Below are 21,736 nucleotides of genomic sequence, written 5' to 3' on the forward strand. Positions count from 1 at the left end.
CCCCCGGAAACGAAAAGACCGCCCGGTGGGCGGTCTCTTTTGGCTACGAACCTCAGGCGACTTGTGGTGCCTTGGCCCCCAGCAGTCGATCCAGCACAGCGGCGACCAACAGGACTGCCAGTACCGGCAGCAACCAGCCGAGGCTCTGATCTGCCAGCGGCAGTTGCGCGACGAAACCAGGTATCCAACTCTTGAAGCCGGCTGCACCGATGCCATCCAGCACACCGAACACCAGGGCGACGCCCATGGTGGGGATGAAGACCCGACGGGCGTCGACCCACAGGCTCGATGCCAGGCTCAGGGCAACCAGCACGATGGCCAGGGGGTAGAGCCCTACCAGTACCGGCACCGACAGGCTGATCAGCTGTGTCAGGCCCTGGTTAGCAACGACCAGGCTGAAGACGCCGAGGATGATGACCACCGTGCGGTAGGAGAACGGCAGGAAGCCGCTGAAGAACTCGCCACAGGCCGTAAGCAGGCCAACGGCCGTGGTGAGGCATGCCAGGGTGATGACCAGAGCCAGCAGCAGGCTACCGGCGGTCCCGAAGGTGTGCTGCACATAGGCCGTGAGGATCTGCACACCGTTCTGCGCCTCGCCGGCAATGCCCTGGCTGGTGGCACCAAGGTAGAACAGCGTGAGGTAGACCAGGGAAAGGCCGATTGCAGCAATGCTGCCGGCGATCACCGAGTAACGGGTGACCAGACGCGGCTCGGAGATGCCACGGTCGTGGATCGCCGTGGCGATCACGATGCCGAATACCAGCGCGCCCAGGGTGTCCATGGTCAGGTAGCCCTGCAGGAAGCCCTCGACGAAGGGGGCCTTGGCGTAGGCGTCGTTGCTGGCACCGATGTCGCCCGCCGGTGCGAACAGCGCCGCACCGCCCAGGACCAGAAGTGCCGACAACAGCACCGGGGTGATGAACTTGCCAATGCTGTCCACCAGCCGCCCGGGGTTGAGCGCGAGGAACAGCGCGAAGGCGAAATAGACCAGCGAATAGAGGGCCAGTGCCGTGGGGTTGTCGCCGGTGAAGGGGGCAACGCCCATTTCGAAGGAGACGACAGCGGTACGCGGCGTCGCGAACAGAGGCCCTATGGCCAGGTACACGGCAATGGCCAGCAGAAGCCCTGCCACCTTGCCCAGGGGCGAGGTCAGGCGATCCATGCCGCCACCTACCCGCGCCAGGGCAATGACGGTCAGCAAAGGCAGACCGACGCCGGTCAGCAGAAAGCCCATCGCAGCGAACCAGACGTTCTCGCCTGCCGCCATGCCGGCGCTGGGGGGGAAGATGATGTTGCCGGCGCCCAGGAAGAGCGCAAAGGTCATGAAGCCGAGGGCCAGAAGGTCCGAGCCTTTCAAACGAGTCATAGAGAGGGATACCACGAGTCGAAATTCATTGTTCCGAGGGGGCTTCCCTTTGGGTGAGGGGAACCGTCATCCGCCCGTTTGGGGCAAACCACTACTAATGCGCGCCCTCCCCCTTTTGGGGTTCATGCGCAGGAAGGTCGCAAGCCTAGCGAATCCGACGGTTTTGCGGCACTGATGCAGGTCAGGCTGTCGGCTTGCTGTAATCGGTTGTCGCCATGGCTACATTGCGACAGAAAAAACGAAGGCCACCCGAGGGTGGCCTTCGCCATCAGTCAATCACGCTCAGACGTTCTTGACTTCCCAGCCGGTCAGCTCGGCCAGGGCCTTGCCGATGTCGGCCAGGGAACGCACGGTCTTCACACCAGCGTCCTGCAGGGCGGCGAACTTCTCGTCCGCAGTGCCCTTGCCGCCGGAGATGATGGCGCCGGCGTGGCCCATGCGCTTGCCGGGCGGTGCGGTGACACCGGCGATGTAGGACACCACCGGCTTGGTCACGTTGGCCTTGATGTAGGCAGCAGCTTCTTCTTCAGCGGAACCGCCGATCTCACCGATCATGACGATCGCTTCGGTCTTCGGGTCTTCCTGGAACAGCTTCAGGATGTCGATGAAGTTGGAGCCCGGGATCGGGTCGCCACCGATGCCCACGCAGGTGGACTGGCCGAAGCCGGCGTCGGTGGTCTGCTTCACGGCTTCATAGGTCAGGGTGCCCGAACGGGACACGATGCCGACCTTGCCCGGCAGGTGAATGTGACCGGGCATGATGCCGATCTTGCACTCGCCGGGGGTGATGACGCCGGGGCAGTTCGGGCCGATCAGGCGTACGCCCAGTTCGTCGCACTTGACCTTGGCTTCCAGCATGTCGATGGTCGGGATGCCTTCGGTGATGCAGACGATCAGCTTGATGCCGCCGAAGGCTGCTTCAAGGATGGAGTCCTTGCAGAACGGGGCCGGAACGTAGATCACCGAAGCATCAGCGCCGGTGGCTTCCACGGCTTCCTTGACGGTGTTGAACACCGGCAGGCCGAGGTGGGTGGTGCCGCCCTTGCCGGGGGTCACGCCACCAACCATCTTGGTGCCGTAGGCGATGGCTTGTTCGGAGTGGAAGGTACCCTGCGAGCCGGTGAAGCCCTGGCAGATTACTTTGGTGTCTTTATTGATCAGGACGCTCATTACTTACCCTCCGCGGCCTTGACGACCTGCTGGGCAGCGTCGGTCAGGCTGGTCGCCGCGATGATGTTCAGACCGCTCTCGGCCAGTACCTTGGCGCCGAGCTCGGCGTTGTTGCCTTCCAGACGGACGACCACCGGGATCTTCACGCCGACTTCCTTCACTGCACCGATGATGCCTTCGGCAATCATGTCGCAACGAACGATACCGCCGAAGATGTTCACCAGTACGGCAGCGACGTTGCTGTCGGACAGGATGATCTTGAAGGCCTCGGTGACGCGCTCTTTGGTTGCGCCGCCGCCGACGTCGAGGAAGTTGGCAGGCTTGCCACCGTGCAGGTTGACGATGTCCATGGTGCCCATGGCCAGGCCAGCGCCGTTGACCATGCAGCCGATGTTGCCTTCCAGCGCGACGTAGTTCAGCTCCCACTTCTGCGCATGGGCTTCACGAGCGTCGTCCTGAGACGGGTCGTGCATGGCGCGCAGCTTGGGCTGACGGTACATGGCGTTGCTGTCGATGTTGATCTTGGCGTCCAGGCAGTGCAGGTTGCCGTCAGCCTTGATGACCAGCGGGTTCACTTCCAGCAGGGCCAGGTCGTAGTCCTGGAACAGCTTGGCCAGGTTCACGAAGATGTGGGTGAACTGCTTGATCTGGTCGCCTTGCAGGCCCAGCTGGAAGGCCAGCTCGCGGCCCTGGTAGGGCTGAGCGCCAACCAGCGGATCGATGGTGGCCTTGAGGATCTTCTCGGGAGTCTCGTGGGCTACTTTCTCGATGTCCACGCCACCTTCGGTGGAGGCCATGAACACGATGCGGCGGCTGGAACGGTCTACCACGGCGCCCAGGTACAGTTCCTTGGCGATATCGGTGCAGGACTCGACCAGGATCTTGCTGACCGGCTGACCATTGGCGTCTGTCTGGTAGGTCACCAGGCGCTTGCCCAGCCAGTTGGCGGCGAAGGCCTTGGCGTCTTCCTTGCTCTTGACCAGCTTCACGCCGCCCGCTTTACCGCGGCCACCGGCGTGGACCTGGGCCTTCACGACCCATTCGCTGCCACCGATCTTGTCGCAGGCTTCAGCGGCTTCTTCCGGGGTGTCTACGGCAAAGCCCTTGGATACGGGCAGGCCGTATTCAGCGAACAGCTGCTTACCCTGATATTCGTGGAGATTCATGCTTGTCTACCGTCTTCGTTTGGGTATTGCGCATTCGGCGCTGCATTCGTGGTGCCGCGCCACCTGTGACTGCCCTGGGGCAGTCCGGCGAGCGTTCCGCGGTGAACACCCGAAGGCTTCACGACGGGCTGCCCACCGTGGTTCTGCTGCCCCGGGAAGGTCGCGCGCGCCCTCCCCGGGGATAGTGCTCAGCGCTTCTTGCGGTTGGCGATGTGGATCGCGTGGCCGTTGACGGCCAGGGCCGCTTCGTGGAGCGCTTCGGACAGGGTCGGGTGCGAGAAGACCATCATGCCCAGGTCTTCGGCACTGGTGCCGAACTCCATGCCGATGGCGCCCTGCTGGACCAGCTCGGCAGCGCTCGGGCCGATCACGTGGACGCCCAGGACGCGGTCGGTCTTGGCATCGGCGATGACCTTGACCAGACCGGCCGTGTCATTGGCAGCCATGGCACGGCCACTGGCAGCGAAGGGGAAGGTACCGACGTTGATCTCGACGCCTTCGGCCTTCAGGGACTGCTCGGTCTTGCCGACCCATGCGATTTCCGGGTGGGTGTAGATCACGGACGGGATCAGGTCGTAGTTCATCTGGGCCTTGTGGCCTGCGATGCGCTCGGCAACCATGATGCCCTCCTCCGAGGCCTTGTGAGCCAGCATGGCGCCACGTACCACGTCACCGATGGCGTAGACGCCGGGGACGCTGGTCTTGCAGTGGTCGTCGACGTAGATGTAGCCACGCTCATCGAGGGTGACGCCGCTGTCAGCGGCCAGCAGCTCGGTGGTCACCGGGCGACGGCCGACCGCGACGATCAGCTTGTCGAAGACTTCCTTCTGCTCGCCGTTGGCGTCGGTGAAGCTGACAGTGACCTGCTTCTTCTTCACGTCGGTGCCGGTCACGCGGGCGCCCAGGCGAATCTTCAGGCCCTGCTTGGTGAGGATCTTCAGGGCTTCCTTGGCGATCTGCTCGTCAGCGGCCGGCAGGAACTTGTCCAGGGCCTCGATGACGGTCACTTCGGCGCCCAGACGGGCCCAGACGGAACCCAGCTCCAGACCGATGACGCCAGCGCCGATCACGCCCAGCTTCTTCGGTACGGACTGGAAGTCCAGCGCGCCGGTGGAGTCGACGATGACGTCCTGGTCAACAGGGGCCGGGGGAATCTCGACCGGCTTGGAGCCGGAGGCGAGGATCACGTTCTCGGCCTCGACAACCTGGACCTTGCCATCCAGACCGGTAACTTCGACCTGCTTGTTGGCCAGCAGCTTGCCGTGACCCTCCAGCAGGGTGACGCCGTTGGCCTTGAACAGGGTGCTGACGCCGCCGGTCAGGTTCTTGACGATGGTGTCCTTGCGACCAACCATGGTCGGCACGTCGATGGAGACGCCCTTGGCTTCGATACCGTGCACTTTGAAGGCCTCATGGGCCTCGTGGTACTTGTACGAGCTGTCCAGCAGCGCCTTCGACGGGATGCAGCCGACGTTCAGGCAGGTACCGCCCAGCGCGGTCTTGCCGTCCTTACCCTGGTACTTCTCGATGCAGGCGGTCTTCAGGCCGAGTTGGGCCGCCTTGATGGCTGCCACGTAACCGCCAGGGCCCGCACCAATCACTACCACGTCGAATTTCTGGGTCATAACTCATTCCTTCTCGTATGAAACCGGACGGCCCCTTGCGGGGCCGCCGTTTGGAGAGATCGCCGATCAGATGTCCAGCAGCAGACGAGCCGGGTCTTCCAGCAGGTTCTTGATGGTCACCAAGAAGCTGACGGCTTCCTTGCCATCGATCAGACGGTGATCGTAGGACAGAGCCAGGTACATCATCGGCCGGATCACAACCTGGCCGTTGATCGCCATGGGGCGCTGGATGATGTTGTGCATGCCGAGGATGGCGGCCTGCGGCGGGTTGACGATCGGGGTCGACATCATCGAACCGAAGGTACCGCCGTTGGTGATGGTGAAGGTGCCACCGGTCATCTCGTCGATGGACAGCTTGCCCTCACGGGCCTTCTTGCCGAAGGTGGCGATGCCGTTCTCGACTTCGGCCAGGCTCATCAGCTCGGCGTTGCGCAGGACCGGAACAACCAGGCCACGGTCACTGGAAACGGCAACACCGATGTCCTGGTAGCCGTGGTAGACGATGTCGTTGCCGTCGATGGAGGCGTTGACAGCCGGGAAGCGTTTCAGCGCTTCGACGGACGCCTTGACGAAGAAGGACATGAAGCCCAGGCGAACGCCGTTGTGGGTCTTCTCGAACAGGTCCTTGTACTTCGAACGCAGGGCCATGACTTCGGTCATGTCGACTTCGTTGAAGGTGGTCAGCATGGCCATGGTGGACTGGGCTTCGACCAGACGCTCGGCAACCTTGGCGCGCAGACGGGTCATCGGGACGCGCTTCTCGACGCGGTCACCCGCAGCGAATACCGGCGCCTCGGCGGCCGGAGCAGCCGGCTTGGCAGCCGGAGCGGCCGGGGCGTTCTTCTTCGCCTCGACAGCGGCAACAACGTCTTCCTTGGTCACGCGGCCACCTTTGCCGGTGCCGGCGATGCTGTTCGGGTCGATGCCGTTTTCCTCGGCCAGCTTGCGAGCGGCCGGGGACAGGATGGCGTCATCACCAGCAGCAGCGGGGGCAGCAGCCTGAGCGGCCGGAGCCGGGGCAGCAGCGGCGGCCGGGGCGGCAGCAGCAGCGCCACCTTCGTTCAGTTTGCCCAGCAGCTCGCCACTGAGGACGGTGTCGCCCTCGTTCTTGACGATTTCTGCCAGTACGCCGTCGGCCTCGGCCAGCACTTCCATTACGACTTTGTCGGTCTCGATGTCGACGATCAGCTCGTCACGCTTGACGGCGTCGCCCGGCTTCTTGTGCCAGGTGGCCACGGTGCCGTCGGCGACCGATTCCGGGAAGGTTGGGGCTTTGATCTCGATAGCCATTGTGTGTTTTTCCTGTCTGATTCGGTTTTCTGCGCGAAGGCGTTAAACAGTAAAGGCGTCCTGCAGCAGTTTTTCCTGCTGCTCGGCGTGCATGGAGGCGTAGCCACAGGCCGGAGAGGCCGAGGCATCACGCCCGGCGTACTCGAGGAACAGGCCTTTCTTGTGGGCGCTGGCCACACGACGCATATGGTGCTGGCTGCAGTACCAGGCGCCCTGGTTCATGGGCTCTTCCTGGCACCAGACGATGTGCTTGAGGTTCTTGTAGGCAGCCAGAACCTCAGCCAGGTCGTCTTCCGGGAACGGATACAGCTGCTCGATACGCACGATCGCGATGTCCTCGCGGCCTTCGGTGCGACGCTTCTCCAGCAGGTCGTAGTAGACCTTGCCGCTGCAGAGCACGAGGCGCTCGACCTTCTTCGGATCGATCGGATCGATCTCGCCGATGACGGTCTGGAAGGAGCCTTCTGCCAGATCTTCCAGGGTGGAGATGGCCAGCTTGTGACGCAGCAGCGACTTGGGCGTAAGGGCAACCAGCGGCTTGCGCAGCGGGCGAATCACCTGGCGGCGCAGCATGTGGTAGACCTGAGCCGGCGTGGTCGGCACGCAGACCTGGATGTTGTGCTCGGCGCACAGCTGCAGATAGCGCTCCAGACGCGCGGAGGAGTGCTCCGGACCCTGGCCTTCGTAGCCGTGCGGCAGCAGCATGGTCAGGCCGCACAGACGGCCCCACTTGTGCTCGCCGCTGGTGATGAACTGGTCGATCACCACCTGGGCGCCGTTGGCGAAGTCACCGAACTGGGCTTCCCAGATCACCAGCGCGTTGGGCGTGGTGGTGGAGTAGCCGTATTCGAACGCCAGTACGGCTTCCTCGGAGAGGTAGGAGTCGTACAGCTCGAAGCTCGGCTGGCCGTCGAACAGGTTCTGCAGCGGCAGGTAGGTGCTGGCATCCTTCTGGTTGTGCAGCGCCGCGTGGCGGTGCGAGAAGGTGCCGCGGCCCACGTCCTGGCCGGTGATGCGAACCGGGTGGCCTTCGAACAGCAGGGTGGCGTAGGCCATGGTCTCGGCGTAGCCCCAGTTGATCGGCAGGCCGCCGGCGCCCATCTTCTGGCGGTCCTCGAGGATCTTCGAGACCTGGCGCTGGACGACGAAGCCTTCCGGGATCTCCAGCAGCTTGGCGGAGAGTTCCTGCAGGGTCTTCAGGTCGAAACGGGTGTCGTGACGAGCGGTCCAGGCATGGCCCAGGTACGGACGCCAGTCGACGAACAACTCCTTGTTGGGCTCCTTCACCAGGCTCTTGACCACGTGCTGGCCGTTGTCCAGCGCAGTGCGGTACTCGTCCATCTTGGCCTGGATGCGCTCGACATCGAGCACGCCACCCTGGATCAGGACATCGGCGTACAGCTCACGGGTGGTGCGCTGCTTGGCGATCTGCTGGTACATCAGCGGCTGGGTACCGGACGGCTCGTCGGCCTCGTTGTGGCCACGGCGACGGTAGCAGACCAGGTCGATCACCACGTCGCGCTTGAACTGCATGCGGTAGTCGACGGCCAGCTGGGTCACGAACAGGACGGCTTCGGGGTCATCACCGTTCACGTGGAAGATCGGCGCCTGGATCATCTTGGCGACGTCGGTGGCGTACTCGGTGGAGCGCGCATCTTCCTGGCGGCTGGTGGTGAAACCGACCTGGTTGTTGATGACGATGTGAACCGTGCCGCCGGTGCGGTAGCCACGGGTCTGCGACATCTGGAAGGTTTCCATGACCACGCCCTGGCCTGCGAAGGCGGCGTCGCCGTGGATGGAGATCGGCAGTACCTTGTCGCCAGTCTTGTCCTTGCGGCGATCCTGACGGGCACGAACGGAACCTTCTACCACCGGGGAAACGATTTCCAGGTGGGATGGGTTGAACGCCAGGGCCAGGTGAACTTCGCCACCAGCGGTCATGACGTTGGAGGAGAACCCCTGGTGGTACTTCACGTCACCGGAGGACAGGCCCTCGACCTTCTTGCCTTCGAACTCGTCGAAGAGGTCGCGCGGGTTCTTGCCGAAGGTGTTGACCAGTACGTTCAGGCGGCCCCGGTGGGCCATGCCGATGACGATCTCCTGGGTACCGTATGCACCGGAACGCTGGATGATCTCGTCCAGCATCGGAATGAGGCTTTCACCACCTTCCAGGCCGAAACGCTTGGTGCCCGGGTACTTGGTACCCAGGTACTTCTCCAGGCCTTCGGCCGCAGTCAGGCGCTCGAGCAGGTGGCTCTTGACCTCAGGGGAGAAGGACGGACGGCCACGCACGCTTTCCAGACGCTGCTGGAACCACTTGCGCTGCTCGGAATCGACGATGTGGGTGAACTCGGCGCCGAAGGTGCTGCAATAGGTTTGCTGCAGGGCCTGGTGGATCTCGCGCAGGGTTGCCTCTTCCTTGCCGATGTAAAGCTCACCGGTACGGAAGGTGGTGTCGAGATCGGCATCGGTCAGGCCGTAGTGATTGATCGCCAGATCGGCCGGCGCCTTGCGCTGCCAGAGGCCAAGGGGGTCGAGCTGGGCCGCCTGATGGCCGCGCATGCGGAAGGCCTGGATCAGGCGCAGGACTTCAACCTGCTTCTTCTCGTGCTCGGTGCTGACGCTGCCAGCGGAAACCGGCTGAGCGCGGCGCTGGTTCTTGGCGAGCAGGACGAAATGGTCGCGAACGGTAGAATGCGATACGTCGGTGGCTGCATTGCCGTCGGACGGCAACTTCTGGAAGTAGGTGCGCCACTCTTCTGGCACAGCGTTGGGATCGTGCAGGTAAAGCTCATAGAGCTCTTCCACATATGCAGCGTTGCCACCGGATAGGTGGGCGCTGTTCCACATGCGCTGCATTTCGCTTTCTTGCATGCTTGGTCACCCTCGGTAAGGGGACACCACCGGCGTGGAATCGGCATCGCAGCCTCAACTCCGGGTACGGCGACCAGGATGAAAGCCACTCAGGATCCCGCAGATAGTCCGGGCACCAGCCCGGTTGCCCCTGCTGGTCATCTATATCATTTCAAATAAGGACTTCGGCTTTGTGAGCGTCGGTCCTGGTTGTACTGCGGCGCCCCGAAAGGCGCCGCAGGTGTTACGGGTACAGCATGTAACGCATCAGGTACCGCTTTGCAGCAACATGTTGCGTACGTGACCGATAGCCTTGGTAGGGTTCAGACCCTTGGGGCAAACGTTCACGCAGTTCATGATGCCGCGGCAGCGGAATACGCTGAACGGGTCATCCAGGGCAGCCAGACGCTCTTCGGTCTTGGTGTCGCGGCTGTCGGCCAGGAAACGGTAGGCCTGCAGCAGCGCAGCGGGACCGAGGAACTTGTCGGGGTTCCACCAGAACGACGGGCAGGAGGTCGAGCAGCAAGCACACAGGATGCACTCGTACAGACCGTCCAGCTTCTCGCGCTGTTCCGGGGACTGCAGACGCTCGATCGCCGGAGCGGGCGTGTCGTTCTGCAGGAAGGGCTTCACCTTCTCGTACTGCTTGTAGAAGATGCTCATGTCGACAACGAGGTCACGAATGACCGGCAGGCCCGGCAGCGGGCGGATCACCAGCTTGCCGCCCTTCAGCCCGGCAGCGGATAGCGGGGTGATGCAGGCCAGGCCGTTCTTGCCGTTGATGTTCATGCCATCGGAGCCGCAGACGCCTTCACGGCAGGAACGACGGTAGGAGAAACCCTCGTCCTTTTCCTTGATCAGGGCCAGGACATCGAGAACCATGATGTCCTTGCCGCCGGTATCAACCTGGAAGTCCTGCATGGTCGGAGCGCTGTCGCTCTCCGGGTTGTAGCGATAGACGCTGACAGTGAGAGTGTTGGACATGTCGGCCACCCTTAATAGGTACGTACTTTGGGTTCGAAGGCCGGAACGGTCTTCGGCGCGAAGTTGACGGCGCGCTTGGATACGCGCTTCTCACCCGGGAAGTACAGGGTATGGCACAGCCAGTTCTCGTCGTCCCGATCCTCGAAGTCTTCGCGGGCATGGGCACCACGGGACTCCTTGCGGACCTCGGCGGCGATGGCAGTGGCTTCCGCGACTTCCAGCAGGTTCTGCAACTCCAGCGCTTCGATGCGCGCAGTGTTGAAAGCCTGGGACTTGTCGTTGATCTTGACGCCGGCGATGCGCTCGCGCAGGTCGGCGAGTTGGGCGATACCCTTCTGCATGTATTCGCCGGTGCGGAACACACCGAAGTAGTTCTGCATGCACTGTTGCAGTTCGCGCTTCAGCGGGGCGACTTCTTCACCACTGGAACGCTCGTTGACACCAGCCAGACGCTTGAGGGATTGCTCGATGTCGGTGTCGCTCGCGCCACGGGTCTCGATGCCTTCCTTGAGGGCCTTCTCGAGGTGCAGGCCAGCCGCACGACCGAAGACCACGAGGTCCAGCAGGGAGTTGCCGCCCAGGCGGTTGGCACCATGCACGGATACGCACGCGACTTCGCCGACCGCGAACAGGCCTTCGATGATCGTGTCGTTGCCGTTGGCATCCTGGGTAATGGCCTGGCCATGGATGTTGGTGGCAACGCCGCCCATCATGTAGTGGCAGGTCGGGATGACCGGGATCGGCGCAACAACGGGGTCGACGTGCGCGAAGGTCTTGGACAGTTCGCAGATGCCGGGCAGGCGGCTGTGCAGGACTTCCTCACCGAGGTGGTCCAGCTTCAGCAGCACGTGGTCCTTGTTCGGGCCGACGCCGTTGCCGGCGATCACTTCCTTGACCATGGAGCGGGCAACCACATCGCGACCTGCCAGGTCCTTGGCGTTCGGAGCGTAACGCTCCATGAAACGCTCGCCATGGGCGTTGATCAGGTAACCACCTTCACCACGGCAACCTTCGGTCACCAGCACGCCGGCGCCGGCAATACCGGTCGGGTGGAACTGCCACATCTCGATGTCCTGGACCGGCACGCCAGCGCGCAGGGCCATGCCGACACCGTCACCGGTGTTGATCAGGGCATTGGTGGTGGAAGCGTAGATACGACCTGCACCGCCGGTGGCCAGCACGACGGCCTTGGAGCGGATGTAGACGGTCTCGCCGGTCTCGATGCAGATGGCGATGATGCCGACGATGGCGCCGTCCTGGTTCTTCACCAGGTCAACGGCATACCACTCGTTGAGGAACGAGGTACCGCTCTTCAGGTTGGCCTGGTACAGGGTGTGCAGCAGCGCGTGACCGGTACGGTCGGCTGCGGCGCAGGTACGAGCAGCCTGACCGCCCTTGCCGAAGTCCTTGGACTGGCCGCCGAACGGACGCTGGTAGATGCGGCCTTGTTCGGTACGGGAGAACGGCAGACCCATGTGCTCGAGCTCGAACACGGCCTCCGGCCCCACGGAGCACATGTATTCGATAGCGTCCTGATCACCGATGTAGTCGGAGCCCTTGACGGTGTCGTACATGTGCCAGCGCCAATCGTCGTTCGGGTCGGCCGAAGCGATGGCGCAGGTGATGCCACCTTGAGCGGAAACGGTATGGGAGCGGGTCGGGAAGACCTTGGTCACCACAGCAGTCTTGTGACCACCCTGAGCCAGCTGCAGAGCAGCGCGCATGCCAGCACCACCACCACCGACGATGATGGCATCGAAGGAAAGAGTACGAATGTTAGCCATGAATCAGATACCCCACAGAATCTGAACGCCCCAGACGAAGTAGGCGAACATCGCCATACCGCAAACGGCCTGGAACAGGAAACGCACGACCACCGCCCAACGACCCAGCGCCATCGGCGTCAGGTAGTCAGTGGAAATGGTCCACATGCCGACCCAGGCATGAACACCCAGGGCGACCAGTCCGAGCAGACTGAAAATGCGCATCCAGCTCTGTGAGAACAGACCATGCCAATCGGCGAAGGTCAGTCCGGGGTGAGCAACGAGGTACCCCAGCAGGAAAAGGAAATAAGCCGCGAGAACGACTGCAGAAACGCGCTGAGCCATCCAGTCATAGAGACCCGAACGCGAGAAGTTCGTGACGTTGGTTACCATACCCATACCCCCGCGAGAATGATCAGCACAGCCGAAACTGCGATGACGATTTTCGAGCCCCGCTTGCCGCCCTCGAGCGTCTCACCGACACCCGCGTCCATTACCAGGTGGCGCACGCCGGCTACCAGGTGATAGAGCAGTGCGGACAGCAGGCCCCAAATCACAAGCTTGGCCAGCGGACTGGTCAGGCACGCCTTCACGCTCTCGAAGCCAGCCTCGGATTCAAGCGACTTGCCGAGCGCATATAGCAGCACAGCGATGCCGATGAAGAGGATGACGCCGGAGATGCGGTGAAGAATGGACGTATAAGCTGTGATCGGGAGTTTGATGGTCCTGAGATCTAGGTTTACAGGTCGTTGGCTATTCACGGCTTTTTTTCACACTGAGGCCCCTAACAATCAGGGCAAGTTGTCGGGAAGTGCACTGGTCAGGTACCCCTCACCAAGGGAGTGCCAACCTCCGGATTACAGGCCTTCAAAGCCCCCTGAGGTCGGGCCGTGAGTATAGACAGTTAGCTGACTAATGACAACGCAATCCCCCCCACCCAATAGCGGATTGCACGCCCTAAATAAAAGGCGTAAATAGGCCGCCTTTTTACTTGAAAAATGCCCGCAAACCCGCCTGCCACATGGGTTTCTCCAAATTGACATTCGGATTTATACCTCTATAGTGGTGCGGGCCCTGCGTGGGGGGCTGTCTGATGATTTCAAGCATAAATAGGAGGCCGTTATGGCTGACAAAAAAGCGCAGTTGATCATCGAGGGCGTAGCCCCCGTCGAGCTGCCCGTTCTGTCCGGAACCGTAGGTCCCGATGTAATCGATGTGCGGGGCCTGACCTCCACGGGGCGCTTCACGTTTGATCCTGGCTTTATGTCTACCGCCTCTTGCGAGTCGAAGATCACCTACATCGACGGCGACAAGGGCATTCTGCTTCACCGCGGCTACCCCATCGAGCAACTGGCCGAGAACTCCGATTACCTGGAGACCTGCTACCTCCTGCTGAACGGTGAACTCCCCAGCGCAGAGGAAAAGGCCAAGTTCGTCAGCACCGTGAAGAATCACACCATGGTGCACGAGCAGCTCAAGAGCTTCTTCAACGGCTTCCGCCGTGATGCCCACCCGATGGCCATCATGTGCGGCGTAGTCGGCGCCCTCTCCGCCTTCTACCACGACTCCCTGGACATCAACGACCCGCACCACCGCGAGATCTCCGCGATCCGCCTGGTCGCCAAGATGCCGACCATCGCCGCCATGGTCTACAAGTACTCCATGGGCCAGCCCATGATGTACCCGCGTAACGACCTGAACTACGCGGAAAACTTCCTGCACATGATGTTCAACACCCCGTGCGAGATCAAACCGATCAGCCCGGTACTGGCCAAGGCCATGGATCGCATCTTCATCCTGCATGCGGACCACGAGCAGAACGCCTCCACCTCCACCGTTCGCCTGGCCGGCTCCTCCGGCGCCAACCCGTTCGCCTGCATCGCTGCCGGCATTGCCGCCCTCTGGGGCCCGGCACACGGCGGTGCCAACGAAGCGGTACTGACCATGCTGGACGAGATCGGTGATGTGTCCAACATCGAGAAGTACGTCGCCAAGGCCAAGGACAAGAACGATCCGTTCAAGCTGATGGGCTTCGGTCACCGCGTCTACAAGAACTTCGACCCCCGCGCCAAGGTCATGAAACAGACCTGCGACGAAGTACTGGCCGAACTGGGCATCAACGACCCGCAACTCGAACTGGCCATGAAGCTGGAAGAGATCGCGCGCAACGATCCTTACTTCAAAGAGCGCAACCTCTACCCGAACGTGGACTTCTACTCCGGCATCATCCTGAAGGCCATCGGCATTCCCACCAGCATGTTCACCGTGATCTTCGCCCTGGCGCGCACCGTCGGCTGGATCTCCCACTGGAAGGAAATGCTTTCCGGCCCGTACAAGATTGGCCGCCCGCGCCAGCTGTACACCGGCCCGGAGCAGCGCGACTACGTAGAGCTCAACGCTCGCAAGTAAGCGCGAACTCCACGAAAAAGGCTGCCAATTGGCAGCCTTTCTTCATTTCAGCGATGGGTCATTTCTTCTCGGCCAGCTTGCGCAGGTGGTCCAGGGTATTAAACGGCGCATCGACCACGAAGCTGTTGGCCAGCCAGGACGGCACGCTGCCACCCGGCTCGGTGTGGACCTGGTAGGTCACCTCCACCGCATCGGCCCCTTTCGGCACTAACTTCCACTCCCCTTCAACCGACGCCACGCGAACGTAGCCCTTCTCCTCCGGCAGGTAGGTCGGCTCGCCCTTGAGGACACGGGTCAGGCTGCCATCGGCACCTTCGCTGGTCACCGCATGGATGATCGAATCACGAGGGGTGACCGGCCAGGGCGTATTGAAGCGCGTGTAGGTCCAGCTATCAGCACCTTCTCGCTTCAGCAGCTTCTGCTGCTCGCACTCGTGGATCCACTTGCAGGAGCCGGACACATCCTCCTGCAGCTTGCGCAGGGTGACGACGTCCGACTTGATGGTGACGACCCCGCGATAGGCCTTGTACTTGGACCCGGACACTTCGCTGAGATAGACCTTGATGCCATCCTCGTCCTTGGCCAGCTTCCAGTCCTCGGCGTGGGCAGCCGACGCCAGCAGGACACCCAGCCCGCAGGCCACGGCGATACGTTGCAGCGAAACCATCCTTCTTCTCCTTGTTATTCGATGACCAGTCCTCGTCCCTCTTGGACGCCTACCGGACAGAGTGACTGACCGCGACAGCGGTCTCTTGTTCCAGCCAGCCCAGCAAACGTATAGCGTCCTCACGGGTTTCGCCACAGACAAAAGGATCGGCATCGAAGGCCGAACAGACCTGCGGACGCTCGGGCCTGCCAAACAAACGGCATAGATGTTCGGGAGACAGGTGCAGACAACGCTCTCCCGCGGCCTTGCCATCGGGCATGCCGGGGATGGGGGAAGATATGGACGGTGCTATGCAGCAGGCACCGCAACCTGCTCGGCAGATCATGATCGCTGAGTAATGACAGGGCTGATGGGAGCGCGAATTCTACTCGCGGCGCAGCTCGCTGTGGAGAGGCCTGAACGCACCCGCCGCGCATCGGAGCCAGTGGAAGGTCATGGCGATAGCGCAGGCCTGGCAACCCGCAACTCAAGGCTGCCCGCTTCCACGGCAAGGGAAACGACTTCGGCGGATTCCGCATCGAATGCCCGCGTCACACCCGGTCCGCTGTAGAACGCACGGCTCGACGAAACCAACAGCAACGACTCGGAAGGCCCCATCATCCAGCGCCCCTTCACTTCGGGTATCGGCCCCCTCCCCTCACCCACACCGGCCGCTCTGCCATTTCCGGCATCGGCAACGCCCTGGAATCGCTCGTCGGCCTCGCGCTGCCAACGCAGCACAACCCGGTCGAGCACCGGGTCCCCCAGGATCACGGACAGAAGCACGCCGCGCGCGCCCTCGTCCCGCATCTCCAGGTGATAGGGGCTGATACGGCCATCCGTGCAGCGCAGGTGACCAAAGACCTGCAGCCGACGACCGGCACTCTGGAACCCCTCCAGGCTCTGCTCGTCGCAGCGCACCACAGGATCAGCCCTGCCGGCCGAGAGGAATCCCCCCTTCGTGCGCCACAACGAGCGCCCCGCACCATCGAGCAGGTCCAGGTCACGCCCGCTCCAGGCCAGGCGATAGGCGCCGAAGCCGAACTCCCTGGCCAGGGCAAAGGCCGGTGGAACCACCAGGCTCGGCGCCGAGGACACAGGGGCGCGAAGCATCCAGCCCCACCACGCCAAACCAGCCACCAGAAGCGCCAGCGCCGCAGCTGCCGACCAACCCCACACACCCCGCATCCCGCCCCCTTCTCATCCCACCATCACGCCCATTAGGCTGGCATCCCGCCCAACGCCCGGAGCCCTGCCATGCCCATCTGGATGCAGACCGCCATCCTCCTGACCTTCTCCAACGTCTTCATGACCTTCGCCTGGTACGGCCACCTGAAGACCCTGAACACCAAGCCGTGGATCATTGCCGCACTGATCAGCTGGGGCATCGCCCTGTTCGAATACCTGCTGCAGGTGCCTGCCAACCGCATCGGCTACACCGCGCTGTCGGTCGCCCAGCTGAAGATCATGCAGGAGGTCATCACCCTCGCCGTATTCGTCCCCTTCAGCGTCTACTTCATGCAACAGCCGCTGAAGCTGGACTACCTCTGGGCAGGGCTGTGCCTGCTCGGCGCGGTGTACTTCATCTTCCGCGCCTGAAGCGTCAGCGGGTCAACCGTGTGATCAGGCTGGAGGTATCCCAACGGCCTCCGCCCTGCCGCTGGATTTCCGCATAGAAGCGATCCACCAGCTCGGTCACCGGCAGCGCAATGCCGTTGCGCTGCGCCTCCTCGAAGACGATCGCGTAGTCCTTGCGCATCAGATCGACCGCGAAGCCGAAGTCGAACTTGCCTTCCAGCATGCTCTGGTGACGGTGGTCGAGCTGCCAGGACTGCGCCGCCCCCTTGCCGATCACCTCCATCGCCGCCGCCGCATCCAGCCCGGCACTGCGGGCGAAGTGCAGCCCCTCGGACAGCGCCTGCAGCAGGCCGCCCACGCAGATCTGGTTCACCATCTTGGTCAATTGTCCACTGCCGGTGGGGCCCATCAGGCGGCTCATCCGCGCGTAAGCCTCGATCACCGGAGCCGCCCGCTCGTACAGTTCACGCTCGCCACCCACCATGATGGTCAGCATGCCGCTCTCGGCACCGGACTGGCCGCCGGACACCGGCGCATCGAGGAAGCCCAGCTCCCGCTCCGCTGCCAGTACCGCCAGCTCACGGGCCACGGATGCCGATGCCGTGGTGTGATCGACCAGCAGGCTGCCCGGCGCCATGCCGGCAAAGGCACCCTGATCGCCGAGCAGCACCGCACGCAGGTCATCGTCATTGCCCACGCAGGTCATGACGAACTCGGAACCCTCAGCCGCCTCGCGTGGCGTGGCGAAGCACTCGCCGGCGAACTCGTCGCACCAGAGCCGGGCCTTCTCCGGCTTACGGTTGTAGACCCGCACCTCGTGCCCTTCGCAGGCCAGGTGGCCGGCCATGTGGAACCCCATCACGCCCAACCCGATAAAGCTCACCTTCGCCATCTCACACCTCCGCATTCGACTGTCCAAAGAAGCCTATCACGCGGTTTGCGGTGCCGCGAAAGCGCCCCCATACTCGCTCGCAGCCCATTGCAGACACCCTGCAGGCGCCAAGGAGAGCCCCATGCCGCACTGGCTGGTGATAGACCTGGAAGCCACCACCGACGAAGGCGGCTGGCCCATGGAAGAAATGGAAATCATCGAGATCGGCGCCACCCTGGTCAGCACAGAAGGGCGAGAACTGGACCACTTCCAGCGCTTCGTGCGTCCGCAACGCCGCCCCTGCCTGACGACCTTCTGCCGCGAACTGACCCACATCACCCAGGCCAATGTCGACGCCGCGCAGCCCCTGCCCAGCGTCTGGACGGGCTTCGAACGCTGGCTCGACAACCACAGCGCCCGCCTGGTGGGCTGGGGCAGCTGGGGCGACTACGACCGCCGCCAGCTGGAGCAGGAGTGGCGGCAGAACCAGCTCACCAGCCTGCTGGCCAGCCTCCCCCACCTGAACCTCAAGCAGCACTTCGCGAAAGCCCGCCAGCTCAAGCGCCCGGTCGGCCTCAATGCCGCCCTGCAACTGGCCGGACTCAGCTTCCAGGGGCAACAGCACCGCGCCCTGGAAGACGCCCGCAATACCGCCCGGCTGCTGCCCCTCCTCCTGCCCGCAGCGCCGGGCCAAAGGGACTAGTGACGCTGTCAGACGCCTTCGGCATACTGGCGAGCCTTTTTAGACCCCTTTCCAAGGAGCCCGCCCCATGTTCAAGGTCAACGAGTACTTCGACGGCACCGTAAAATCCATCGCCTTCGGCATGAGCGAAGGCCCCGCCACCATCGGCGTCATGGCCGCTGGTGACTACGAATTCGGCACTAACCAGCTGGAAGTGATGCACGTCATCGCCGGCGCCCTGACCGTCAAGCTGCCGGGCAGCGAGCAATGGGAAACCTTCGCCGCCGGCACCCAGTTCACCGTACCGGCCAACAGCAAGTTCCAGCTCAAGGTCGCCCAGGACACCGCCTACCTCTGCGAATACCGCTGAGTGACGGCCCCATGAAAAAACCGGCCCTGGTGGCCGGTTTTTTCATGCCTGGCGATCACCCCTCGCGCACCTGGGTCTCGATCCGCATGCCCTCCAGCTCCGCCAGGTACTCCTGGGTACTGAACAGGCCGATGCAGGGCATTGCCCCACGCGCCACAAGACTGCCATTCGCCAACTTGCGCACCAGCGCCACGGCCGCCATGCAGGGAATGTTGGGGCCGTCGTTGTCATGGGCGAGCAACTCCCAGGTGAGCGTCAGCGGCAGCCCGCTCGGGTCCTGGCCGGACAGCCGCACGAACATGCCACTCAGCCCGTCCCCCAGCGGCTCCAGCATCACCGCCCCGCGCCGCAGCAGCGGCGCAAGCCGAACGGCGTCACGCACCAGGCCGGCACGCACCAGCCAGGACAGCGCCCAGGTACCGAACTGGGTCAGACGCAGGCCGACCCCGGCGCGGAAGCTCACTTCCCGCACCCCGGGGTAACGCGCGGGGAAAAGCTCCAGGTCCGGCACATCGCAGGCGCCGATCCAACGGGCCCCCATGGGCGCGCGGAAGCGCTGCAGCCGCAGGTCCTGCCAACCGTATACCGAGCGCCACTGCCCATCCCGCCAGCAACGGATCGGCCGCCCGCAATAGTTGAGCACCGCCGCCAGGGTAGAGACGCCCGGCGTCTTTTCCGAAGAGCTGATGCCGTGCTCGATCCGCTCCAGGCGACCGAAACGGGGGAGCAGCTCATCCACCACCGCCGCACTCAGGCCGGGCACGGAGCTCGCCCCCGCGCAAAGCAATACACCGCGCTGGCGGGCCACCTCGTCCAGCCGGGTGATGCCGCACACGAAGCCCCGCGCATCCGCCAGGTCGATGTAATGCGAGCCCGCCGCCAGGGCGGCCTCGGCGACGCGGTAGTCCTGCCCCTGGAACGGCCCCACGGTGGAGATCACCACCTGCACGTCGAGCCGCGAAAACGCCTCCGCCAGCCCCGGCTCATCGATGTCCAGCCGCACCGCCCGGGCACCTTGCGCCTCGGCCACCGCCTGGGCCTTCTCCAGGTTGCGCCCCGCCACCAGCACCCGCACACCGGGCACACTGGCCAGGCGCCGGACGATCAGGCGGCCGAAATTGCCATAGCCACCCAGCACCAGCACGTTCAGTTCCGTTGACACCAACAGCTCCTCAGGCGCGGTCACCCGCCGCGTCCTCATGGGTTGAAAACTGCAGCTCGGCCAGGCGCGCATACAGCGGGCTGCTGCGCACCAGCTCGGCGTGGGTACCGATCGCCACCAGGCGGCCCTGGTCGATCACGGCGATGCGGTCCGCCCGCTGCACCGTCGCCAGGCGGTGAGCGATCACCAGGGTCGTGCGCCCCTGCATCAACGCCGGCAGCGCCTGCTGGATCTGGTATTCGCTCTCGGCGTCCAACGCGCTGGTCGCCTCGTCCAGCAGCAGGATGGGCGCATCCACCAGCAGCGCGCGGGCAATGGCCAGGCGCTGGCGCTGACCGCCGGACAGCCCGACCCCGGCATCGCCGAGGTGGGTGCGATAGCCATCGGGCATGCGCGCAATGAACTCGTGGGCGTGGGCGGCACGTGCCGCCGCCTCCACCTGCTCGGCGGTGGCAGCCGGGCAACCATAACGAATGTTCTCCTCCACGCTGCCGAAGAACAGCGCCGGCGACTGCGACACCAGGGCAAAGCAACGGCGCAGGTCGGCCGGGTCCAGCGACCGGAGCGGCACCCCATCGACCCGGACCTCACCGGAATCCGGATCGGAGAAGCGCAGCAGCAGGTCGAACAGAGTCGACTTGCCCGCACCGGATGGCCCTACCAACGCCAGCGTCTCGCCAGGTCGAATCTCCAGGTCGATGCCATCGATGGCAGGCACACCCGGGCGCGAGGGGTAGGCAAAGCGCACCGCCTCAAGGCGGAGCGCGCCGACCGGCCGGGGCGGCAGGTGCTGAAGCTGGTCAGCGGGCGGGGCCTGGATCAGGCTGCGCGTCGCCAAGAGTTCGGCGATGCGCTCGGCGGCACCGGCTGCGCTCTGCAATTCGCCGATCACCTCGCTGATGGCCCCGAAAGCCGAGCCGACGATCAGGCTGTAGAAGACGAACGCCGCCAGGTCACCGCCGGAAATACGCCCGGCGATCACGTCCATCCCGCCCACCCAGAGCATCACCCCCACCGCCCCCAGCACCAGCACGATCACCACGGTGATCAGCCAGGCGCGCTGAGCGATGCGCTTGCGTGCCGTGTCGAAGGCGCCTTCCACGGTGTGGCCGAAGCGAAGCCGGTCCTGGGCCTGGTGGTTGTAGGCCTGCACGGTCTTGATCTGGCCCAGGGTCTCGCCGACGTAGCTGCCCACGTCGGCGATGCGGTCCTGGCTCTGGCGCGACAGGCTGCGCACCCGCCGGCCAAAAAGGAGGATCGGCGCCACCACCAGCGGCAACGCCACCACCACGATGCCGGTCAGCTTGGGGTTGGTAATGAAGAGCAGCACGATGCCGCCCACCAGCATGATGCCGTTGCGCAGCGCCAGGGACAGCGAGGAGCCGATCACCGACTGCAGCAGGGTCGTGTCGGCCGTCAGCCGTGACTGGATTTCCGAGGCCCGGTTGCTCTCGAAGAAGCCGGGGTGCAGCTCGATGAGGTGGTTGAACACCCGCATGCGGATGTCCGCCACGAAGCGCTCGCCCACCCACGACACCAGGTAGAAGCGGGTGAAGGTGCCCACAGCCAGGGCCACCACCAGCGCGAAGAAGAACAGGATCGAATGGTTCAGGGCCTCTGGCGACTGGGTCGCCAGGCCACGGTCCACCAACAGGCGGATGCCCTGCCCCATGGACAGGGTGATGCCGGCGGTGAACAACAGCGCCAGCAGGGCACCGATCACCCGACCGCGGTAGGGCGCGACGAATTGCGCCGCCATGCGCAGGGCACCGCGCCGGCGAGAGGAAAGCAGACCCATGCT

The 21,736-nt window shown here is 63.8% G+C and carries 20 protein-coding genes; 4 read left to right on the forward strand and 16 right to left on the reverse strand.

From position 1 onward, the window contains the following. Positions 1 to 52 precede the first annotated feature (52 nt). From brnQ to sdhC, 10 genes are all read right to left on the reverse strand, one after another. The gene (gene brnQ / locus PotMrB4_RS17720) at positions 53 to 1,366 is read right to left on the reverse strand and encodes a branched-chain amino acid transport system II carrier protein (RefSeq protein ID WP_074969323.1); all 1,314 of its coding nucleotides are present in this window, start codon (positions 1,364 to 1,366) and stop codon (positions 53 to 55) included. Between the two features lie 282 nt (positions 1,367 to 1,648). Continuing rightward, positions 1,649 to 2,536 (reverse strand): succinate--CoA ligase subunit alpha, encoded by an 888-nt coding sequence (gene sucD / locus PotMrB4_RS17725; protein WP_172434091.1) that lies wholly within the window; start codon positions 2,534 to 2,536, stop codon positions 1,649 to 1,651. Further along, on the reverse strand, positions 2,536 to 3,702 hold the full coding sequence (gene sucC, locus PotMrB4_RS17730; protein ID WP_044400213.1) for an ADP-forming succinate--CoA ligase subunit beta: 1,167 nt from the start codon (positions 3,700 to 3,702) through the stop codon (positions 2,536 to 2,538). The genes sucD and sucC overlap by 1 nt, the downstream gene beginning before the upstream one ends. A 188-nt stretch (positions 3,703 to 3,890) precedes the next feature. After that, positions 3,891 to 5,327 (reverse strand): dihydrolipoyl dehydrogenase, encoded by a 1,437-nt coding sequence (gene lpdA, locus PotMrB4_RS17735; protein WP_142008077.1) that lies wholly within the window; start codon positions 5,325 to 5,327, stop codon positions 3,891 to 3,893. A 66-nt stretch (positions 5,328 to 5,393) separates the two neighbouring features. Further along, positions 5,394 to 6,617 carry a 2-oxoglutarate dehydrogenase complex dihydrolipoyllysine-residue succinyltransferase gene (gene odhB / locus PotMrB4_RS17740; protein ID WP_074969321.1) on the reverse strand — a complete coding sequence of 408 codons (1,224 nt, stop codon included), beginning with the start codon at positions 6,615 to 6,617 and terminating at the stop codon, positions 5,394 to 5,396. Between the two features lie 42 nt (positions 6,618 to 6,659). Then, a complete protein-coding gene (locus PotMrB4_RS17745; protein ID WP_172434092.1) occupies positions 6,660 to 9,491 on the reverse strand; it encodes a 2-oxoglutarate dehydrogenase E1 component in 2,832 nt (943 codons plus the stop codon). A 246-nt stretch (positions 9,492 to 9,737) separates the two neighbouring features. Beyond that, on the reverse strand, positions 9,738 to 10,454 hold the full coding sequence (locus PotMrB4_RS17750; RefSeq protein WP_044400201.1) for a succinate dehydrogenase iron-sulfur subunit: 717 nt from the start codon (positions 10,452 to 10,454) through the stop codon (positions 9,738 to 9,740). 11 nt (positions 10,455 to 10,465) lie between these two features. After that, positions 10,466 to 12,238, reverse strand: a complete 1,773-nt coding sequence (gene sdhA / locus PotMrB4_RS17755) for a succinate dehydrogenase flavoprotein subunit (protein ID WP_165671072.1) — start codon at positions 12,236 to 12,238, stop codon at positions 10,466 to 10,468. A gap of 3 nt (positions 12,239 to 12,241) precedes the next feature. Continuing rightward, positions 12,242 to 12,610, reverse strand: coding sequence for a succinate dehydrogenase, hydrophobic membrane anchor protein (gene sdhD / locus PotMrB4_RS17760; protein WP_044400195.1), 369 nt, complete (start codon positions 12,608 to 12,610; stop codon positions 12,242 to 12,244). Further along, the gene (sdhC, locus tag PotMrB4_RS17765) at positions 12,604 to 12,978 is read right to left on the reverse strand and encodes a succinate dehydrogenase, cytochrome b556 subunit (protein ID WP_044400192.1); all 375 of its coding nucleotides are present in this window, start codon (positions 12,976 to 12,978) and stop codon (positions 12,604 to 12,606) included. The genes sdhD and sdhC overlap by 7 nt, the downstream gene beginning before the upstream one ends. 361 nt (positions 12,979 to 13,339) lie before the next feature. Here sdhC and gltA point away from each other — a divergent pair, with 361 nt between their 5' ends. Next, complete coding sequence (gltA, locus tag PotMrB4_RS17770; protein ID WP_044400187.1) at positions 13,340 to 14,626, forward strand: citrate synthase; 1,287 nt, start codon at positions 13,340 to 13,342, stop codon at positions 14,624 to 14,626. 58 nt (positions 14,627 to 14,684) lie between these two features. Here gltA and PotMrB4_RS17775 read toward each other — a convergent pair whose 3' ends face one another. The 3 genes from PotMrB4_RS17775 to PotMrB4_RS17785 all read right to left on the reverse strand — a co-directional run bounded on the left by PotMrB4_RS17775 (position 14,685) and on the right by PotMrB4_RS17785 (position 16,385). Next, the gene (locus PotMrB4_RS17775) at positions 14,685 to 15,293 is read right to left on the reverse strand and encodes an START domain-containing protein (RefSeq protein WP_172434093.1); all 609 of its coding nucleotides are present in this window, start codon (positions 15,291 to 15,293) and stop codon (positions 14,685 to 14,687) included. A gap of 49 nt (positions 15,294 to 15,342) precedes the next feature. Beyond that, complete coding sequence (locus PotMrB4_RS17780; RefSeq protein ID WP_074969317.1) at positions 15,343 to 15,618, reverse strand: YkgJ family cysteine cluster protein; 276 nt, start codon at positions 15,616 to 15,618, stop codon at positions 15,343 to 15,345. 107 nt (positions 15,619 to 15,725) lie between these two features. Continuing rightward, on the reverse strand, positions 15,726 to 16,385 hold the full coding sequence (locus PotMrB4_RS17785; RefSeq protein WP_172434094.1) for a hypothetical protein: 660 nt from the start codon (positions 16,383 to 16,385) through the stop codon (positions 15,726 to 15,728). Between the two features lie 144 nt (positions 16,386 to 16,529). Here PotMrB4_RS17785 and PotMrB4_RS17790 point away from each other — a divergent pair, with 144 nt between their 5' ends. Next, entirely contained in the window at positions 16,530 to 16,871 is a 342-nt protein-coding gene (locus tag PotMrB4_RS17790) for a DMT family protein (protein WP_044400183.1), read from the forward strand. Positions 16,872 to 16,875: 4 nt separating this feature from the next. Here PotMrB4_RS17790 and PotMrB4_RS17795 read toward each other — a convergent pair whose 3' ends face one another. Next, a complete protein-coding gene (locus tag PotMrB4_RS17795; RefSeq protein ID WP_172434095.1) occupies positions 16,876 to 17,742 on the reverse strand; it encodes an NAD(P)-dependent oxidoreductase in 867 nt (288 codons plus the stop codon). A 121-nt stretch (positions 17,743 to 17,863) separates the two neighbouring features. Between PotMrB4_RS17795 and PotMrB4_RS17800 the strand changes: the two genes are divergently transcribed. Both PotMrB4_RS17800 and ppnP read left to right on the forward strand, forming a co-directional pair. Further along, a complete protein-coding gene (locus PotMrB4_RS17800) occupies positions 17,864 to 18,424 on the forward strand; it encodes an exonuclease domain-containing protein (RefSeq protein ID WP_142008068.1) in 561 nt (186 codons plus the stop codon). A gap of 67 nt (positions 18,425 to 18,491) precedes the next feature. Further along, positions 18,492 to 18,773 (forward strand): pyrimidine/purine nucleoside phosphorylase, encoded by a 282-nt coding sequence (gene ppnP / locus PotMrB4_RS17805; protein ID WP_044400175.1) that lies wholly within the window; start codon positions 18,492 to 18,494, stop codon positions 18,771 to 18,773. Positions 18,774 to 18,828: 55 nt separating this feature from the next. On the opposite strand, the gene PotMrB4_RS17810 is transcribed toward ppnP, so the two are convergent. Further along, on the reverse strand, positions 18,829 to 19,935 hold the full coding sequence (locus PotMrB4_RS17810; protein ID WP_232060735.1) for a saccharopine dehydrogenase family protein: 1,107 nt from the start codon (positions 19,933 to 19,935) through the stop codon (positions 18,829 to 18,831). A 10-nt stretch (positions 19,936 to 19,945) separates the two neighbouring features. Next, positions 19,946 to 21,733, reverse strand: a complete 1,788-nt coding sequence (locus PotMrB4_RS17815; RefSeq protein WP_172434097.1) for an ABC transporter transmembrane domain-containing protein — start codon at positions 21,731 to 21,733, stop codon at positions 19,946 to 19,948. Positions 21,734 to 21,736: the final 3 nt, after the last annotated feature.

It is taken from the genome of Metapseudomonas otitidis (genome assembly GCF_011397855.1).
Classification (GTDB): domain Bacteria; phylum Pseudomonadota; class Gammaproteobacteria; order Pseudomonadales; family Pseudomonadaceae; genus Metapseudomonas; species Metapseudomonas otitidis.

Coding starts and splice junctions, on each gene's coding strand:
- brnQ (WP_074969323.1), bottom strand. CDS start 1,366: ATGACTCGTTTGAAAGGCTCGGACCTTCTGGCCCTCGGCTTCATGACC.
- sucD (WP_172434091.1), bottom strand. CDS start 2,536: ATGAGCGTCCTGATCAATAAAGACACCAAAGTAATCTGCCAGGGCTTC.
- sucC (WP_044400213.1), bottom strand. CDS start 3,702: ATGAATCTCCACGAATATCAGGGTAAGCAGCTGTTCGCTGAATACGGC.
- lpdA (WP_142008077.1), bottom strand. CDS start 5,327: ATGACCCAGAAATTCGACGTGGTAGTGATTGGTGCGGGCCCTGGCGGT.
- odhB (WP_074969321.1), bottom strand. CDS start 6,617: ATGGCTATCGAGATCAAAGCCCCAACCTTCCCGGAATCGGTCGCCGAC.
- PotMrB4_RS17745 (WP_172434092.1), bottom strand. CDS start 9,491: ATGCAAGAAAGCGAAATGCAGCGCATGTGGAACAGCGCCCACCTATCC.
- PotMrB4_RS17750 (WP_044400201.1), bottom strand. CDS start 10,454: ATGTCCAACACTCTCACTGTCAGCGTCTATCGCTACAACCCGGAGAGC.
- sdhA (WP_165671072.1), bottom strand. CDS start 12,238: ATGGCTAACATTCGTACTCTTTCCTTCGATGCCATCATCGTCGGTGGT.
- sdhD (WP_044400195.1), bottom strand. CDS start 12,610: ATGGTAACCAACGTCACGAACTTCTCGCGTTCGGGTCTCTATGACTGG.
- gltA (WP_044400187.1), top strand. CDS start 13,340: ATGGCTGACAAAAAAGCGCAGTTGATCATCGAGGGCGTAGCCCCCGTC.
- PotMrB4_RS17775 (WP_172434093.1), bottom strand. CDS start 15,293: ATGGTTTCGCTGCAACGTATCGCCGTGGCCTGCGGGCTGGGTGTCCTG.
- PotMrB4_RS17780 (WP_074969317.1), bottom strand. CDS start 15,618: ATGATCTGCCGAGCAGGTTGCGGTGCCTGCTGCATAGCACCGTCCATA.
- PotMrB4_RS17785 (WP_172434094.1), bottom strand. CDS start 16,385: ATGCTTCGCGCCCCTGTGTCCTCGGCGCCGAGCCTGGTGGTTCCACCG.
- PotMrB4_RS17790 (WP_044400183.1), top strand. CDS start 16,530: ATGCCCATCTGGATGCAGACCGCCATCCTCCTGACCTTCTCCAACGTC.
- PotMrB4_RS17795 (WP_172434095.1), bottom strand. CDS start 17,742: ATGGCGAAGGTGAGCTTTATCGGGTTGGGCGTGATGGGGTTCCACATG.
- PotMrB4_RS17800 (WP_142008068.1), top strand. CDS start 17,864: ATGCCGCACTGGCTGGTGATAGACCTGGAAGCCACCACCGACGAAGGC.
- ppnP (WP_044400175.1), top strand. CDS start 18,492: ATGTTCAAGGTCAACGAGTACTTCGACGGCACCGTAAAATCCATCGCC.
- PotMrB4_RS17815 (WP_172434097.1), bottom strand. CDS start 21,733: ATGGGTCTGCTTTCCTCTCGCCGGCGCGGTGCCCTGCGCATGGCGGCG.